This is a genomic window from Rhodococcus sp. SORGH_AS_0301 (assembly GCF_030818285.1).
Classification (GTDB): Bacteria; Actinomycetota; Actinomycetes; order Mycobacteriales; family Mycobacteriaceae; genus Rhodococcoides.
Genome location: NZ_JAUTAC010000002.1, coordinates 2452540 through 2469915, shown reverse-complemented (window position 1 = coordinate 2469915; position 17376 = coordinate 2452540). Strand labels below are relative to the sequence as shown.

At 68.5% G+C, this 17376-nt stretch carries 13 protein-coding genes and 3 pseudogenes; 7 read left to right on the top strand and 9 right to left on the bottom strand.

Annotation, left to right across the window (positions count from 1 at the left end; all coding sequences use genetic code 11):
* Positions 1 to 3 precede the first annotated feature (3 nt).
* From QE397_RS12130 to QE397_RS12115, 4 genes are all read left to right on the top strand, one after another.
* The gene (locus QE397_RS12130) at positions 4 to 618 is read left to right on the top strand and encodes a suppressor of fused domain protein (RefSeq protein WP_222627377.1); all 615 of its coding nucleotides are present in this window, start codon (positions 4 to 6) and stop codon (positions 616 to 618) included.
* Between the two features lie 28 nt (positions 619 to 646).
* A complete protein-coding gene (locus QE397_RS12125; RefSeq protein WP_222646045.1) occupies positions 647 to 1525 on the top strand; it encodes a PHP domain-containing protein in 879 nt (292 codons plus the stop codon).
* Positions 1522 to 1779, top strand: a complete 258-nt coding sequence (locus QE397_RS12120) for a hypothetical protein (protein ID WP_027503843.1) — start codon at positions 1522 to 1524, stop codon at positions 1777 to 1779. Before QE397_RS12125 ends, QE397_RS12120 begins: the two co-directional genes overlap by 4 nt.
* A 263-nt stretch (positions 1780 to 2042) precedes the next feature.
* Positions 2043 to 3275 carry an NADP-dependent malic enzyme gene (locus QE397_RS12115; RefSeq protein WP_081821089.1) on the top strand — a complete coding sequence of 411 codons (1233 nt, stop codon included), beginning with the start codon at positions 2043 to 2045 and terminating at the stop codon, positions 3273 to 3275.
* Positions 3276 to 3281: 6 nt separating this feature from the next.
* Here QE397_RS12115 and QE397_RS12110 read toward each other — a convergent pair.
* From QE397_RS12110 to QE397_RS12095, 4 genes and pseudogenes are all read right to left on the bottom strand, one after another.
* Positions 3282 to 3963, bottom strand: a pseudogene (locus QE397_RS12110) (ABC transporter permease).
* Complete coding sequence (locus tag QE397_RS12105) at positions 3960 to 4637, bottom strand: ABC transporter permease (RefSeq protein ID WP_056442575.1); 678 nt, start codon at positions 4635 to 4637, stop codon at positions 3960 to 3962. The pseudogene QE397_RS12110 and the gene QE397_RS12105 overlap by 4 nt, the downstream one beginning before the upstream one ends.
* Positions 4637 to 5774: pseudogene (locus QE397_RS12100) on the bottom strand (ABC transporter ATP-binding protein). The gene QE397_RS12105 and the pseudogene QE397_RS12100 overlap by 1 nt, the downstream one beginning before the upstream one ends.
* Positions 5771 to 6742: an ABC transporter substrate-binding protein gene (locus QE397_RS12095; RefSeq protein ID WP_027503838.1), complete on the bottom strand. Its 972-nt coding sequence runs from the start codon at positions 6740 to 6742 to the stop codon at positions 5771 to 5773. The pseudogene QE397_RS12100 and the gene QE397_RS12095 overlap by 4 nt, the downstream one beginning before the upstream one ends.
* A gap of 80 nt (positions 6743 to 6822) precedes the next feature.
* On the opposite strand from QE397_RS12095, the gene QE397_RS12090 reads away from it, so the two are divergent.
* Positions 6823 to 7662, top strand: coding sequence for a glycine betaine ABC transporter substrate-binding protein (locus QE397_RS12090; protein ID WP_056442569.1), 840 nt, complete (start codon positions 6823 to 6825; stop codon positions 7660 to 7662).
* Here the strand turns inward: QE397_RS12090 and QE397_RS12085 are convergent.
* The 3 genes and pseudogenes from QE397_RS12085 to QE397_RS12075 all read right to left on the bottom strand — a co-directional run bounded on the left by QE397_RS12085 (position 7642) and on the right by QE397_RS12075 (position 10996).
* Positions 7642 to 8553, bottom strand: coding sequence for an alpha/beta hydrolase (locus QE397_RS12085; RefSeq protein WP_307093494.1), 912 nt, complete (start codon positions 8551 to 8553; stop codon positions 7642 to 7644). The genes QE397_RS12090 and QE397_RS12085 overlap by 21 nt on opposite strands.
* Before the next feature lie 21 nt (positions 8554 to 8574).
* Positions 8575 to 9414, bottom strand: a complete 840-nt coding sequence (locus tag QE397_RS12080; RefSeq protein WP_307093493.1) for an SDR family oxidoreductase — start codon at positions 9412 to 9414, stop codon at positions 8575 to 8577.
* Positions 9411 to 10996: pseudogene (locus QE397_RS12075) on the bottom strand (flavin-containing monooxygenase). The gene QE397_RS12080 and the pseudogene QE397_RS12075 overlap by 4 nt, the downstream one beginning before the upstream one ends.
* 69 nt (positions 10997 to 11065) lie before the next feature.
* Between QE397_RS12075 and QE397_RS12070 the strand changes: the two are divergent.
* Both QE397_RS12070 and QE397_RS12065 read left to right on the top strand, forming a co-directional pair.
* Positions 11066 to 11692: a TetR/AcrR family transcriptional regulator gene (locus QE397_RS12070; RefSeq protein WP_027503833.1), complete on the top strand. Its 627-nt coding sequence runs from the start codon at positions 11066 to 11068 to the stop codon at positions 11690 to 11692.
* A gap of 103 nt (positions 11693 to 11795) precedes the next feature.
* Positions 11796 to 12827 (top strand): beta-ketoacyl-ACP synthase III, encoded by a 1032-nt coding sequence (locus QE397_RS12065; RefSeq protein ID WP_027503832.1) that lies wholly within the window; start codon positions 11796 to 11798, stop codon positions 12825 to 12827.
* 5 nt (positions 12828 to 12832) lie between these two features.
* Here the strand turns inward: QE397_RS12065 and QE397_RS12060 are convergent, their stop codons facing one another.
* Complete coding sequence (locus tag QE397_RS12060; RefSeq protein WP_307093492.1) at positions 12833 to 13543, bottom strand: AAA family ATPase; 711 nt, start codon at positions 13541 to 13543, stop codon at positions 12833 to 12835.
* Between the two features lie 10 nt (positions 13544 to 13553).
* A complete protein-coding gene (locus QE397_RS12055) occupies positions 13554 to 17351 on the bottom strand; it encodes a multifunctional oxoglutarate decarboxylase/oxoglutarate dehydrogenase thiamine pyrophosphate-binding subunit/dihydrolipoyllysine-residue succinyltransferase subunit (RefSeq protein WP_307093491.1) in 3798 nt (1265 codons plus the stop codon).
* Between the last annotated feature and the right edge of the window lie 25 nt (positions 17352 to 17376).

Below are 17376 nucleotides of genomic sequence, written 5' to 3'. Positions count from 1 at the left end.
TGGATGGACGGTGTGAGTGGGAGCGACGTGACAGCGCAGGTGCGAACCCATCTGCAGACGGTGCTCGGTCAGGACGACCCGTCCAGCGCGTCCGTGACCTTCCTGGGCCTCGAGCCGCTGGAGGTGTTGCTGTTCGCTGCCGACGTCGAGGGAGTCGTGCGGTTCACCACTCTCGGGTGCTCGCGGCATCCGATGGCCGACCCGTCCGACATGGTCACCGACTCGCAGCGAGGCCCGCGCGCCGAGCTGATCCTGGCCCTGCGCGGAGTCGACGAGTCCGTCGCCGAGGTCTGGCGCACGCTCGCCGTCTTCGCCGCGTCGCCCGCGGTGGAGGGCATCGTGCTGGTGCCCGACGCCCTGCTGGACGCCGGCGAGCCTCTCTGGCCCGGCGCTCCGTTCACGGCGGTGCTGCTGACGGCCGAGTCCGGGGTGGCCGACCTCGAGCTGCCCGAACCGTACGATCCGGTGCGGTTCCTGCGGGCAGTCCCGATCACCGGCACCGAGGCCGCGTGGGTGCGCCTGCGCGGAGCCGATGCGTTGCGCGACGCGTGGACCGAGGCGGGCATCGACATCGCCGACCCGCGGCGCTCGGCGGCGTCGCTGCGCCCGCCCACCTGAGCGCTCGCGCACCTGACAGACTGGGCGCGTGCTGATCGATCTCCACACCCATTCCACGTCGTCGGACGGAACCGAGACGCCCACCGAGCTGATCGCCACGGCGACCGCCGCGGGCCTCGACGTGATCGCGTTGACCGACCACGACACCACTCACGGCTGGGACGAGGCCGTGGCCGCGGTGACCGCGACGCCCGGTGCGCCCACCCTCGTCCGTGGCATGGAGATGTCGTGCCAGGGCCGCGGAGCCGACGGTGACCCGGTCACGGTGCATCTGCTCGCGTACCTCTTCGACCCCGGGCACGTCGCCTTCGCCGAGGAGCGCAGCCGGTTACGTGGGGAGCGGGAAGTGCGTCTGCGCAGCATGATCGACCGTATGGCGGCCGACGGCTACGACGTCGACGCCGACACCATCCTCGCCGCGGCAGGTCCGTCGGCGGGCCGCCCGCACCTCGCCCGTGCACTCGTCGCCGCCGGAGTCGTCGAGACCGTGAACGACGCGTTCACCGACCTGCTGCGGACCGGTGGGACGTACTACGTCGAGAAGGCGGACACCCCACTCGACCTCGCCGTCGAGTTGATCGCCGACGCCGGGGGAGTGCCCGTCATCGCCCACGCCCGCGCGCGCACGCGAGGTCGACTCCTGCACACCGACCACATTCTGGAGCTCGCCGCCGGTGGGCGACTCGGCGGACTCGAGGTCGATCACCCCGACCACAGCCCCGAGGACGCGGACGTCCTGCGCGACATCGCGCGCGAGCACGATCTCGTCGTGACCGGATCCTCCGATTACCACGGCACCAACAAGACGACGCCGATCGCGGCCCGCACCACCGCCGAGGACCAGTTCGACGCGTTGGTGAGCCGGGCGACGGGCGTGCCGCTCGTCGTACCCGGAGGCCGCCGGTGAAGGCGCTCAGCGGATCGATCACCGCGGGGCTCGTCGTCCTCACGGCGCTCGTCATCGCCGCCGCCGTCGTCGGAGGTGATCGGGGATTCCCCGGCCCCGGCACCGCGTCCATCGCGTGGCACGTCGCCGCCGTCGTCGCGGCGCTCCTGCTCCAGCGGATCGCCGACCATCGCTCGCGTGGGGTGTCGTTCCTCGGCTCACTGGGCGTGCTGGTGGTCGCGGGAGCGCTGCTGTGGACGCAATGGTGGGGCTGACGAGCCAGGGGTGGGGCTGACGAGACAGTGGTGGGGCTGACCGGCACCTGTTTGCTCCCGAGGAACCGGCGGTGGCACACTGGCTCCACTCGCGATCACCGCCACCCCGTGGTGATCGACCACGGTCACCGCTCGTCGGTGGCGCGCGAAGTCGGCTCACCCGCCGCGCACGCATCGAGATGTCGCCTGCCCTCGGTTCTCATCCCCCGGGCGCGCATCTCGACTTCCCCTCACGCCTGTGATCCGCACCCTCCGTGCGGACGATGAAGGAGCGCCCAGTGACCGCCGCAACAGATCCGACCGAACACACGACCGGCCTCCGGCCTGCCCGCGACGACCTCACGACCATCACGGACGACGAGATCTTCCTCAGCCACGTGGGCGGCAAGCTGTCCGTCGAGCTCACCGCGCCGCTCGAGACCAAGCGCGACCTCTCCATCGCGTACACCCCCGGGGTGGCCAAGGTGAGCAGTGCGATCGCCGCCGATCAGGAGCTGGTGAACAAGTACACCTGGACCGAGCGACTCGTGGTGGTGGTCAGCGACGGCTCCGCGGTATTGGGTCTGGGCGACATCGGCCCGCGCGCCTCGCTGCCCGTCATGGAGGGTAAGGCGGCACTGTTCAAGAAGTTCGCCGGCCTCAACTCGATCCCGCTGGTGCTCGACACCAACGACGTCGACGAGATCGTCGAGACGCTGATCCGCCTGCGCCCCAGCTTCGGAGCCGTGAACCTCGAGGACATCTCGGCACCCCGGTGCTTCGAGATCGAGAAGCGCGTCGTCGAGGCACTCGACTGCCCGGTCATGCACGACGACCAGCACGGTACGGCCATCGTCGTCCTGGCTGCGCTGAAAGGCGCTGTGGCAGTGCAGAAGCGCGAGCTCGCGGGTCTGCGTGTCGTCATCTCCGGTGCGGGAGCCGCGGGCGTCGCGTGCGCGAACATCCTGCTCGCCGCGGGCATCTCGGACGTGGTGGTGCTCGACTCGAAGGGCATCGTCGGTGCGGATCGCGCCGACCTCAATCCCGTGAAGGTCGACCTCGCCTCGCGTACCAACCCGCGCGGCCTCTCCGGGACGGCCGCCGACGCCCTGACCGATGCGGACGTGTTCCTCGGGGTCTCCGCGGGGAAGATCGGGCACGAACTCATCGCCTCGATGGCAGACGACAGCATCGTCTTCGCCCTCTCCAACCCGAACCCGGAGATCCATCCGGAGGACGCGAAGAAGTACGCCGGCATCGTCGCCACCGGACGCAGCGACTTCGCCAATCAGATCAACAACGTGCTCGCGTTCCCCGGTGTGTTCCGCGGTGCTCTCGATGCGGGCGCGCGGCGCATCACCGAGAACATGAAGCTCGCCGCCGCGGACGCGATCCTGTCCGTGGTCGGCGACGATCTGAGCGTCGACATGATCGTGCCCAGCCCACTCGACCCGCGGGTCGCTCCAGCCGTCGCGGCGGCAGTGGCCGCGGCTGCGAAGGCGGACGGCGTCGCCTGAGAGGTCTCAGAGACGGGGCGCGCGGCGCAGCCGCCCCGTCCCGGGCGCCGAGACCCACACGGCGAGGGCCAGCAGGCCGTCCGCCACGAGAGCCAGCACGGCCCACCAGGATCGCGCCGACCACCACTCGGTCGTAGCTGTAGAGCGCCAGACCGTCGAAGATGTACCGCCCGAAGCCGCCCAGGTTGACGAAGGCGGCGACGGTGGCGGTGGCGATGACCTGCAGGGTGGCGTTGCGGATGCCCCCGAGCAGCAGCGGCAGCGCGTTGGGAATCTCCACCCGCAGCAGCACCTGGCGTTCGGTCATGCCCATCGCCCGTGCCGCGTCCACGACGGTGGCGTCGACATTGGCCACACCCGCATACGTCCCGGCGAGGATGGGCGGAATACCCAGGAGCACGAGGGCGATCAGTGGTGGCACCAGGCCCAGCCCGAGCAGCAGGACGAGGAACGTCAGCACGCCGAGCGTCGGCAGCGAGCGCAGACTGTTCACCAGGCCGACCAGGGCCACCTCGCCGCGGCGCAGGTGCCCGATCAGCAGTCCCAGCGGAACCGCCACGACGACGGAGAACAGCACGGCGAGGAAGCTATACCAGACGTGCTCGGTGAGACGCGTCGCGATGCCGGTGCCGCCGGACCAGTTGGCGCCGTCGAGGATGTAGCCGATCGCGTCGGAGAAGATGCTCATGCGCGGGCCTCCGTCACTCGTCGCCGGCGCGTCGAGGGCGCACCGGCGCGGGTCCACGGCGTCAACGCACGCCCGAGCAGGAACAGCAGCGCGTCGAAGACCAGGGCCAACACGACGATCGCGATGATGCCCGCCAGGATCTGGTCGGGGTAGTCGCGCTGGTAGCCCTGGGTGAAGAGCTGCCCCAGACCACCGATGCCGATGACCGACCCGACCGACACCATCGAGATGTTGGTGACCGCGACGACGCGGACGTTCGCGACGAGCACGGGAAGTGCCAGCGGCAGTTCGACGGTCGCGGCGCGGCGGAACCGTCCGAAGCCGACCGCGGTGGCGGCGTCGACGACGGCGGGGGACACCGAGTCGAGTGCCTCGGGCACTGCGCGGACGAGCAGCGCCGTGGAGTACACCGTGAGCGCGATGACCACGTTCAACGGATCGAGGACACGCAGTCCCGCGATGAGCGGGATGGTGACGAACAGTGCGAGCGAGGGGATCGTGAACGCGACGCTCGCCACCACCAGGGTCAGACGCCGCAGCCAGCCCACCGTGCGCACGGCCGCGCCCACGGGCACCGCGACGACCAGTCCGACGAGCAGCGGCACCAGCGACAGGTACAGGTGGGTCCGCGTCAGCTCGAGGACGATGTCGATGTTGTCGATCAGCCAGCGCATCAGGGCTTCTCGAAGTACTGGCGGCCGCGCTCGCGGTCCTCGGCTCGACGCTGGTCCGCCAGCAACGCCACCACCTCGGTGGCGTCGATACCGCCCAGGACGGCGCCGTTCGCGTCGACCGCAACGCCGACGCCGGACGGCGACGAGATGGCCGCGTCCAGCGCCTGTCGCAGATCGCCCGACGGCGGGTACAGCGAACCGCCCGCGGAGGTGCTGTCCGCGATGCTGGCGCCGGACTTGAGCGCCTCGAGGCCGGTGACGTCCATCCAGCCTCGCGGACGGCCCTCGGCGGAGACGACGAGAAGCCACTGGCCCTGGTCGAGACGGATCGACGCCGCGTCCTGTTCCGACGCCGTCGTGATGGGATGCAGGGACACCCCGTCACCGTGGCGGAACGACAATCCACGGTAGCCGCGGTCCCGACCGACGAAGGACGCGACGAAGTCGGTCGCGGGAGCCGACAGCACCACGTCCGGGGTGTCGTACTGCTGCAACGTTCCGCCGGTGCCGAACACGGCGATGCGATCGCCGAGTTTGATGGCCTCGTCGATGTCGTGCGTGACGAAGACGATGGTCTTCTTCAGATCGGCCTGCAGCCTGAGCATCTCGGTCTGCAGGTCTTCGCGCACCACCGGATCGACGGCGCTGAACGGCTCGTCCATCAGCAGGATCGGAGGATCTGCCGCCAGGGCACGCGCGACCCCGACGCGCTGCTGCTGGCCGCCCGACAGCTGAGCGGGGGTACCGGGTGGCCAGCGACAGATCGAGGCCGACGCGCTCGAGGACCTCCATCGCGTCGCGACGGGCCTCCTTGCGTGAACGACCCGTCAGCACCGGAACGGTGGCGACGTTGTCGACGACGGTGCGGTGAGGCAGCAGGCCGGCGCTCTGGATGACGTAACCGATGCCCAGCCGAAGCTTGACGGCGTCGACGGTCGAGATGTCTCGACCATCGACGCTGATCGTGCCCGACGTGGGCTCGATCATCCGGTTGATCATCCGCATCGAGGTCGTCTTGCCGCAGCCCGACGGGCCGACGAAGACGGTGAACGACCGGTCCTCGATCCGGAGATCGAGAGAGTCGACCGCGAGCGTTCCGTCCGGGTACTGCTTGGTGACTCCCTCGAACGAGATCACGAGACCGGCTTGTCCAGACCCTGCTCGACGACCCAGGCGTTCGCGGCGGCGGCGGGCTCGGTCTTCGCGTCGCCCGACACCTCCTGGTTCAGCGCCAGCAACTCGACCGTCGTGAGCTTGGCCGACACGGCGTCGAGGACGGCGGTGAGCTTGTCCGACTTCTTCGACGAGTTGTAGACCGGGACCACGTTCTGCGCCGGGAAGTTGTTGTCCGGGTCGCCCAGTGCCACGAAGTCGTTCTCGACGATCGCGGGCGTGGTGGTGAACAGGTTCGCCGCGGTGATGTCCCCCGCAGCGAGGGCGGCCACGGTGGCCGGGCCGCCGCCGTCGGAGATCGGGACGAAGTTGGCGGCCGGGATGTCGACGCCGTACTTGTCGCGCAGGCCGGGCAGGCCGACGGGACGCTCGGCGAACTCGGGCGGCCCACCGAACTTGACCTCACCCGCGTACGGCGCGAGATCGGCGATGTTGGTCAGGTTCCAGCGCGTCGCGGTGTCCCGCGTGACGACGACGGCGTCCTTGTCCTCGCCGGGGGCCGGCGTGGATGCCAGGAGATCGTCGCTCAGTGCCGCCGTGAGGGCGGTGTTCACCTCGTCGGGCGCCGTGGCCGTGGCCTCGGGGTCCAAGTACAGCAACAGGTTTCCGGTGTAGTCCGGGATGAGGTCGATGGAGCCGTCGCGCACGGCCGGGATGTAGGCCTCACGGCTGCCGATGGACAGGCGTGTGCTGGCGTCGAAGCCGTTGGCCTTCAACGCGTCGGCGTAGATGTTGGCGATGATCTCGGACTCGGTGAAGTTCGCGGAACCGACGACGATGGTGTTCGGATCGCCTCCGCTACCACCCTCACCGCCGCTGCTCAGTGGATCGGAGTCGCCGCCGCAGGCGGACAGGGTGAGTGCTGCAGCGGCCACCAGAGCGGTGGCGGCGACGCGCACGGAACGTGAGGTGGTGCGACGTGTCGTGTTCACTGTTCGAGTGTAACGATAGGCCCCGACACCGGCCCGCTTTCGGCGCCGGAACGCCGGTACCGGGTTCGAGAGGATGGTCGATGCAGGTCTGCAGGTCGGCCGTCGCGGCGCTGCTCGCGGCCTCGGTGGTGGCCGGGTGTTCGAGTACCGGCGGCCCCGAGGGGACGACGCGCTCGCAGCCGCTGGTGGTCGCCGACACCGGAACTCCGGTGCAGACGGTGCTGGCGCACCTGTACGCCGACGCGCTGTCACGCGGGGGAGCGGCCGCTCGGGTGGACACGGTCGACGGTCTCCCCGGCGCGCTCGCCGGCCTCGACGACGCCTCGGTCGCGCTCGTCCCCGGCTTCACCGGATCGTTTCTGGCGCAACTGGATCCGTCGTCCGCCGCGCGGGCGCCGGAGGACGTCTACGCCGATCTGGCGCGTGCACTGCCGGAGTGGCTGGCGGTCACCGACCAGGGTCTCGCCGAGAACGGGCCGACGGTGTCCGTCACCGCGGCCGCGGGATCGGCTCTCCCCGAAGCCACTCTGTCGGCTCTGTCTCCGCAGTGTTCCCGCCTGTCCGCCGCCGTCGACCCGGCCGTCGATGCGTCCGCGGTGACACGGGCCCTCGCCGAGAGTTACGACTGTGCGTTCGCTCCTGCCGGCCCCACCGAGGTGACGATCGTCCGGGCCACGGACCGGGTCGCCGTGGTCGATGCGACCGACGTGGTGCTCGCCGACGATCGAGACGGCCTCACCGCCGACGTCCTCGTCCCCCTCGTCCGCAAGGGCTCCGTGGACGAGACACTGGACCGTCCGCTGCAGATCATCGCCGGCGAACTCACCACTGCGGATCTCGCGGAGATGGTCGACCGTGTCCGCGGCGGCGAGGATCCGGGCGCGGTCGCCGCGAGTTGGCTAGGGACGCAGTCGTTCTGAGTGGGCGGTCGCGTCGCGGACGAAGGCGCCGATCTCCCTGACCGCTGTCGCTGCCTCGGCCAGCAGGGTGGCCTGCAGGTGGGCGACGTGCCACAGATCCGTGAGTTCGGTGCACCGCACCGAGACACCGGCCTGGGTCAGTGCGTCGACGAAGCGAAGGATCTGGGGCCGCAGGATCTCGTCGGCGGAGTACTGGATCAACGTCGAGGGGAAGCCGGTCAACGTGCCACGCACGGGGGCGTAGCGCGGATCGGTCGGGTCGCCGTCGCCCAGATACTGCCGCGCCGAGTTCCGCAACCAGCGAGCGTCGAGCAGGAAGTCGCGCGGCGCCGGGAAGTCCTGGTCCGCCGGATCGGCCCACGGGGAGATCATCGCGACGCACGACGGTGGTGTGCCACGGTCGACGAGCGCCTGTGTCGTCGCCGCGGCCAGACCGCCGCCGGCCGAATCACCGACCACGGCAATGTGATCGGCCGCGACACCGTCGGCAACCAGCCCGTCGAACACGGCCAGTGCGTCCTCGAGCGCGGCCGGGCAGGGATGCTCCGGAGCCAGACGGTAGTGCGCCGCCACCACGACGGCGCCACTGTCGCGGGCGAGCGACGACGTGACGACGCGGTGCGTCAGCGGCGACCCCAGCGTGTACGCGCCGCCGTGCAGATACAGCACGGCGGTGCGGCGGACGGTGGCACCGACGGTGACCCGTTCTACCGGGACACCGCCCACGGTCTCGCTGCGGATCACCGTGCCCTCCGGCAGCGGTAGCGACCGGGCCGCGACCTCGAGCAGTGTGCGCTGCACCGGAACCGGGAGGCGCGGGTTCAGAATCACCCGGAACACGGGTTTCAGAACTCGCGACACCACGGGCAACGGCAGAGTCATCGGTCGCATCGCCCGAACCTACCGTCAGCCCTACCGCTGGGCGGTCGTCCGCGGCAGGACGCGCGAGGACAGCCTGACGATGATGTCCTGGTACCGCGATCCCGTGATGCGGGCGAGGGCGTCGAGCGCGCGGGCGTCGTTGCCGATGAGCACGCGGGCCTTGTTCTTCTCCACTCCGCGCAGGATCACCAGGGCGGCCTGCTCCGGGGTGGTCTTCGCGAGGCGACGGTCGAAGAACTCGGCCACCGACTTCTGGTCCTGGCCCTCGGCGACGGTCGCGTTGCGGGCGATCGCCGTCTTGATGCCGCCCGGGTGGACACACGTGACGTGCACCGGGTGGCGGGCGATCAGCATCTCCTGGCGCAACGCCTCGGTGAAGCCGCGCACGGCGAACTTGGCTGCGTTGTACGCGGACTGGGACGGGATCGACAGGAGGCCGAACAGGCTGGACACGTTGACCACGTGACCGTCTCCCGACTCGACGAGATGCGGGAGGAATGCCTTCGTACCGTTGACGACGCCCCAGAAGTCGACGTCGATCACGCGCTCGAGATCCTTGAACTCGGTCTTCTCGACGTCGCCGTGGAAAGCGATGCCGGCGTTGTTGTAGATCTGGTTCACCACACCGAAGTGCCGACGCACGGTCTCCGCGTAGTCGAGCACGCTGCCGCGTTCGCTGACGTCGAGGTGGTCGCTGCGGACCTCTCCGCCGCGCTGCTCCACGGCCGCCACGGTGGCGGCCAGGCCGACCGAGTCGACGTCGGACAGCGCGAGTCGTGCTCCGCGCGAAGCCAGTTCGAGAGCCAGCGCACGGCCGATCCCCGATCCGGCTCCGGTCACCACGGCCACTCGTCCACGGAACTCGCTCATCGGGAGATCGCCTTCTCGTCGTCGTTGTCGGTCGTCGCAGGGGTGGGGGTGCCGTCGACGGCGCTCACAGGCCTCGTGACGTCGCCGGCCGCGAGGGCGTCGTATGCCTCGAGGTCGAAGTTGCGGGTGATGCGGCGGAACTCGAAGGTGAAGTCCGGCCACAGCGTCGTGTTGTTGCCGTGCTTGTCGAGGTACCAGCTCGCGCACCCGCCGTTGAGCCACACCGTCTTGTTCAGCTTGGTCTGCAGGTCGGCGTTGAACTCGTCCTGCACCTCGCGGCGCACCTCGACGACACCGAGATCGTGCTTGTCGATCGTGTTGAGCGCGTCGATCACGTAGTTCAGCTGCGACTCGATCATGAACACCATCGAGGTGTGCCCCAGGCCCGTGTTGGGTCCGACCAGGAAGAACAGGTTGGGGAAGCCCGCGACCGTGGCGCCCTTGTATCCCTGCTGTCCGCGCTCGTCGAAGACCTCGGCGAGCGAGCGCCCGTCCTTGCCGAAGATGCCCTGGAAGGTGGGGGAATCGGTCACGTGGAATCCGGTGGCGACCACCAGGGCGTCGATCTCGCGCTCGGTTCCGTCGGCCGTCACGATGGAGTGCGCCCGCACCTCACGGATACCGTCGGTCACCAGGTCGACGTTCGGTCGATCCAGTGCCGGGTAGTAGTTGTTGGAGATCAGCATGCGCTTGCAGCCGATGCGGAAGTTCGGCGTCACCTTGCGGCGCAGCTCGGTGTCGCGGATGCCCTTCGCGATCTGTCGGCGCGCGATGAACTCGAACGCCTTCATGAGCTTGGGGACGCGGGTGAGGCCGACGACCTGGGTCTCACGTGCGGCGTAGATGCCGGTGCGTGACAGACGCTGGTAGCCGGGGAGGTACTTGAACGCCAGCTTCTCGATGCGGGTGTACTCGCGGTCGAAGCGCGGGAGGACCCACGGGGCGGTGCGCTGGTAGACGTCGAGAGATGGGCGACCGTCGGCGCGATGGCCGGGACGATCTGGATCGCGGAGGCGCCGGTACCGATGACGGCGACGCGCTTGCCCTCGAGGCTCGCGTCGTGGTTCCAGCGGGCCGAGTGGAAGATCTCGCCCTGGAAATCGGTGATGCCGGCGATGTCCGGGAGGTTCGGCTCGCACAGGGCGCCGACGGCGGACACGACCTTCTTGGCCGTGAAGTTCCCCCGGGTGGTCACGATGTCCCACTGCGAGGTAGCGGTGTTCCAGCGGGCCGACTCGACGTGGCAGTCGAAGACGTGGCGGTCGTACACGCGGTACTGCCGCGCGACGCTCTCGATGTACTTCTGAATCTCCGGCTGACGGGAGAACGAGCGGGTCCAGTCCGGATTCAGCGCGAACGAGTACGAGTAGAGGTGCGAGGGCACGTCGCAGGCGGCACCGGGGTAGGTGTTGTCGCGCCACGTGCCACCGACGTCGCTGCCGCGCTCGAGGACCAGGAAATCGGTGCTTCCCTGCTGGCTCAGCTTGATCGCGGCGCCCAGTCCTGCGAAACCGCTGCCGATGATGATGGTGTCGACGTAGCGTGCAGCGACAGCGTCGGTATCTGTGACTGGAAGACTCATGAACCCAGACTAGGTCCTTATTGAGCGCAGGTCAACAGTTACTGACGAACGTTCAGTAGTATGGAGCGCATGGACAGCGTGAAGCGAACGCGGCTCAGTCCGGAACAGCGGCGGGCCCAGCTCATCGACCTGGGGGTCGAGATGCTCTCGGAGCGCACGCTGGACGCCATCTCGGTCGAGGACATCGCCGACCAGGCGGGCGTGTCGCGTGGGCTGCTCTTCCACTATTTCTCGTCCAAGCACGACTTCCACGTCGCGATCGTCGAGCACACCAGCCGACAGATGCTCGACGCCACCGAGCCGCCCGTCGGGCTCGACCCGTTGACGACGCTCGCCGTGGCACTCGCGTCCTACGTCGACTACGTCACCGAGCACCGCTCCAGCTACGTCTCGCTGCTGCGCGGCACCGCGAGCGGGGATCCCGACATGCGGGCCGTCTTCGAGCGCACCCGCGACGTCATGGTCGAACGGACGGTGTCGCAGCTCCCGCTGCTCGGTGTCGAGCGCACCCCGCGGATCGCGCTGGCCATCCGCGGCTGGGTGGCGTTCTGCGAGGAGGTCACCATCACCTGGCTGAACCAGGAGGACCTCAGCCGGGACGAGCTGATCGAACTGCTGGTGCACGCGCTGCCTGCCGTGGCGCTGCCGACGGCGGACACGACCGAGTTGTCGTGGGCGAGTGCCGACGCGGGATGACACCTCGAGCGACACCCCCTTCGATCGACGGGTCCGCACCAGTAACGTGAGGGCGTACACCGGCGCACGAGCGGCGGTCGGCAGCACGAGAGGACGGCCTTCGATGGGCGCGCAGATCAGTATCCCGACCGAGACGCGACACTCGGGAATCCTGGGTATCGGGGCCTACCGGCCCGAGCGTGTCGTCACCAACGAGGAGATCTGCAAGACCATCGACTCGAGCGACGAGTGGATCCGTACCCGTACGGGCATCGAGTCCCGCCGCTTCGCCGGGGAGAACGAGAACGTGGTCTCCATGTCGATCGAGGCCGGACGCCGCGCCCTCGAGAACTCCGGCGTGGATGCCGCCGAGATCGGCTGCGTCATCATCGCGACGTCCACTCACCTGCTGCTCACACCGCCCGCCGCGTCGATCATCGCGGACGCACTCGGCACCGGTGGCCCCGGCGCCTTCGACCTCGGCGCGGGCTGCGCGGGCTTCTGTTACGGCCTCGCACTCGCCTCGGACATGGTCCGCGCGGGCACGTCGGACAAGGTGTTGGTCATCGGCACCGAGCACCTGAGCGTCACGACGCGACCCGACGATCGCGGCACGCGCATGATCTTCGGCGACGGTGCCGGCGCCATGGTCGTCGGCCGCACCGAGGAGCCCGGCATCGGACCGGTCGTCTGGGGTTCGGACGGCTCGCAGGCCGACGCCATCAAGCAGGACAAGGACTGGCTGCAGTACTTCGCGGACCTGAAGGAGGATCCGAACGCCGATCGTCCGTGGATCGCGATGACCGGTATCGCGGTCTTCCGCTGGGCGGCGTTCGAGATGGCCAAGGTGGCGCGCGAGGCCCTCGACAAGGCAGGCGTCAAGGCCTCCGAGCTGGACGTCTTCGTGCCGCACCAGGCGAACTCCCGCATCACCGATCTGCTGGCGAAGAGCCTCGAGCTCGCCGAGGACATCCCGGTGGCACACGACATCGCCGAGGCCGGCAACACCTCGGCCGCTTCGATCCCGCTCGCGGTGGAAGAGGTGCTGCGCACCGGCAAGGCGAAGAAGGGCGACACCGCTCTGCTGCTCGGTTTCGGTGCCGGCCTGTCGTTCGCCGGCCAGGTCGTCACGTTGCCGGAGGCCCCGACCGCCTAGTCGTGTCAGAGGTGGCGCAGGAACCGGTCGGGGGCGTCGAAGAACGCCGACCAGTCCCGGACGACCTGCGCCTCCTCCCACGTCGTGGACGACAGACCGTCCTCGCCGAGTTCGAGCAGGCGTGCTCCCGGCATGGCCGCGAGCACCGGCGAGTGCGTCGCCATCACGATCTGTGAGCCCTCCTCGACCAGTTCCTTCATCACCGAGATCAACGCCAGACACGACTGGAACGACAAGGCCGCCTCGGGCTCGTCCATCAACCAGAGTCCGACTGCGACAGGGCGATCCGCGACATAGCGCAGAAACGACTGTCCGTGGGACAGCGCGTTGTAGACGACGTCGGTGTCGCGGACTCGCCGTGCGTCCGCGGACTCGAACAATCCGTGCATCGTCTCGGCGCGCAGGAAACACCCGCCCTGCGGCCGCGGTCGGGCACCGTGGCACGTCAGGTGCTTGTGCAGGTCGGTGTCCTGCGCCCCGCCGCTGGGTGACCACATCGCGTCGGCCGCACCGAGACCGAAGGCCCAGCACGCGGCCAGCGCCTCCATCAGCGTCGACTTCCCGGTTCCGTTCTCCCCGACGATCACGGTCACGGGACTGTCGAAGTCGAGCCCGGTGCGCACGATCTCGGCGACCACGGGTACCTGCAGATACCACGAAGCCGGGTCGAATCCCCTCCGTGGAGTGAACTCGACCCGGCTCAGTGGCAGCGTCACAGGTGAACGGTCACCCGTTGAAGGCCGTGTCGATGATCTCGGCCTGCTCGACCGCGTGGACCTTGCTCGAACCCGACGACGGTGCGGACATCGGACGCCGCGAGACGCGCTTGATGCCGGACAGACGCTCGGGCAGCAGCTCCGGGAACGCGAGACCGAACGTCGGCCACGCACCCTGGTTGGCCGGCTCCTCCTGGACCCACCGGTACTCGGTGGCGTTGGGGTAGCCGTCCAGCGCCTCCGCGATGCGGCGGCTCGGGATCGGGTAGAGCTGCTCGACCCGCACGATGGCGACGTCGTCCCGCTTGTTCTTCTGCTTGAAGGCGAGCAGCTCGTAGTACAGCTTGCCGCTGACCATGAGCACCCGCTCGACCTTCTTGCGGTCACCGTCGCCCGAGTCGTAGGTGGGCTCGTCGAAGACGGAGTGGAACTTGCCGTCGGTGAAGTCCTCGATGTTGCTGACCGCAGCCTTGTTGCGCAGCATCGACTTCGGGGTGAACACGACCAGGGGCCGCTGGATGCCGTCACGTGCGTGACGACGCAGCAGGTGGAAGTAGTTCGCCGGCGTGGACGGCACCGCGACCGTCATCGATCCCTCGGCGCACAGCTGCAGGAACCGCTCGATGCGTCCCGAGGTGTGGTCGGGGCCCTGGCCCTCGTGGCCGTGCGGCAGCAGCAACACGACGTCGGAGAGCTGTCCCCACTTGGCCTCACCGGACGAGATGAACTCGTCGATGATGGACTGGGCACCGTTGACGAAGTCGCCGAACTGCGCCTCCCACAGCACCAGCGCGTCCGGGTTGCCCACGGAGTAGCCGTACTCGAAGCCGACCGCCGCGTACTCGCTCAGCGCGGAGTCGTAGACCAGGAACTTGCCCGGATCGTCGCTGCCGAGGTTGTGCAGCGGCGTGTACTCCTCACCGGTCTTGCGATCGATGATGACCGAGTGCCGCTGCGTGAACGTGCCGCGACGGGTGTCCTGCCCGGACATGCGCACGAGCTTGCCCTCGTCGATCAGCGTGCCGAGTGCGAGCAGCTCGCCGAACGCCCAGTCGACCTTGCCCTCGTAGGCCATCTCGCGACGCTTGTCGAGGACGGGCTGCACGCGCGGGTGCACGGTGAAACCGTCCGGGACGTTGACGAACGCGTCGCCGATACGGTGCAGAACCGACTTGTCGACCGCGGTGGTGAGCTTGGCGGGCAGCTGCTGGTCGAGCTCGACGGACTCGCTCGGCTCCGGGGTGTACTTCTCGAGTTCGCGCACCTCGTTGAAGACGCGTTCGAGCTGGCCCTGGTAGTCGCGGAGTGCGTCCTCGGCCTCCTTGAGGCTGATGTCGCCACGACCGATGAGCGACTCGGTGTAGCTCTTGCGGACGCTGCGCTTGGTGTCGATCACGTCGTACATCGCCGGCTGCGTCATCGAGGGATCGTCACCCTCGTTGTGGCCGCGACGGCGGTAGCAGATCATGTCGATGACGACGTCCTTGTGGAACTTCTGACGGAAGTCGACCGCCAGTCGAGCCACCCAGGCGCACGCCTCCGGGTCGTCGCCGTTCACGTGGAAGATCGGTGCGCCGATCATCTTCGCGACGTCGGTGCAGTACTCGCTGGAGCGCGAGTGCTCCGGCGCCGTCGTGAAGCCGACCTGGTTGTTGACGACGATGTGCACGGTGCCGCCGGTGCGGTACCCGCGCAGCAGCGCGAGGTTCAGCGTCTCCGCCACCACGCCCTGGCCCGCGAAGGCCGCGTCGCCGTGCAGCATGAGCGGCAGGACGGAGAAGCCGTCGGACGAGTCGCCCTTGTTCAGCATGTCCTGCTTGGCGCGGACCAGGCCCTCGAGGACCGGGTCGACCGCCTCGAGGTGCGAGGGGTTGGCCGTGAGCGACACCTTGATGTCGTTCTCGCCGAACATCTGGATGTAGTTGCCCTCGGCACCGAGGTGGTACTTCACGTCGCCCGACCCGTGTGCGGCGGCCGGGTTCATGTTGCCCTCGAACTCGGTGAAGATCTTCGAGTACGGCTTGCCGACGATGTTGGCGAGCACGTTCAGGCGTCCACGGTGCGGCATGCCGATGACGACCTCGTCGAGGGCGTGCTCGGCGGACTGGTCGATGACCGAGTCCATCATCGGGATGACGGATTCTGCGCCCTCGAGCGAGAAGCGCTTCTGTCCGACGTACTTCGTCTGCAGAAACGTCTCGAACGCCTCGGCCGCGTTGAGCTTGCTCAGGATGTACTTCTGCTGAGCGACCGTCGGCTTGACGTGCTTGGCCTCGACGCGCTCCTGGAGCCACGCCACCTGGTCGGTCTCGAGGATGTGCGTGTACTCGATGGCGGCGGCGTGCCGGCAGTAGGAGTCGCGCAGCACGCTGAGCACGTCGCGCAGCTTCATCTTGTCCTGGCCGTGGAAGCCGCCGACCTGGAACTCGCGGTCGAGGTCCCACAACGTCAGGTCGTGGCTGATCACGTCGAGGTCCGGGTGCATCCGGAACTTGTCCTTGGTGAACATCAACGGATCCGTGTCGGCCATGAGGTGGCCACGGTTCCGGTAGGCCGCGATGAGCTCGAGGACGCGCGTGTTCTTGTCGACGCCGCCGGTGGGCAGGTCGCGACGCCAGCGGATCGGCTCGTACGGGATGGCCAGACCGTGGAAGATCTGGTCGTAGAACTCGTCGCTGATCAGCAGGTTGTGGATCGTGCGAAGGAAGTCGCCCGACTCCGCGCCCTGGATGAGGCGGTGGTCGTACGTCGAGGTGAGCGTCATCAGCTTGCCGACGCCCATCTCGGCGATGCGCTCCTCGCTGGAGCCCTGGAACTCTGCGGGGTACTCCATGGCGCCGGCGCCGATGATGGTGCCCTGGCCGTTCATCAGACGTGGAACCGAGTGCACGGTGCCGATGGTGCCCGGGTTGGTCAGCGAGATCGTGACGCCGCTGAAGTCGGCGGCGGTGAGCTTGCCGTCGCGCGCACGACGGACGATGTCCTCGTAGGCAGTGTGGAACTGGTTGAACGTGAACTCCTCGCACCCCTTGATCGCGGCGACGACGAGTGACCGCGAACCGTCCTTGCCCGGCAGGTCGATGGCGAGGCCGAGGTTGGTGTGCGCGGGGGTGACCGCGTTGGGCTTGCCGTCGATCTCGGCGAAGTGCCGGTTCATGTTGGGGAACGACTTGACCGCCTGCACGATGGCGTAGCCGAGCAGGTGAGTGAACGAGATCTTGCCACCGCGGGTGCGCGCGAGGTGGTTGTTGATCACGAGACGGTTGTCGATCATCAGCTTCGCGGGGATGGCGCGCACGCTGGTGGCCGTCGGGATCTGCAACGAGGCGGCCATGTTCTTGGCGACCGCGGCCGAGGCGCCGCGGAGCACCTTGGTCGTGTCCTCCTTCGGCGCGTCCGACTCCGGCTGTGCGGGCGGCACGGCCGCGGACTTCTTCTCTGCCGGCCCGGCGGCGGCGGTCGACTTCGCGGGGGCAGCTGTGGTCACGGGCTTGGTCTCCGCCTTCGGTGCCGGCTTGTCGGTCTTCGCGGCGGCCGGCTTGTCGGCCTTCGGCGCGGCAGGCTTCTCCGCCTTCGGCGCAGCAGGCTTGTCCGCCTTCGGCGCAGCTGCCTTTGCGGAAGCGGGTGCGGCTGTGGTGGTCTCGGTGTCGGTGGCGGGATCGCCGCTACCGTTCTGCTCGGGCGTGTAGTCGGCGAGGAACTCGTGCCAGCTCTCGTCGACCGACGACGGATCGGTCTTGAAACGCTGGTACATTTCGTCGACCAACCACTGATTCTGTCCGAACTGTGTTGTAGAGCTGCTGCTCACGGCAGGTGTTCGCCTCGTTTCCTTC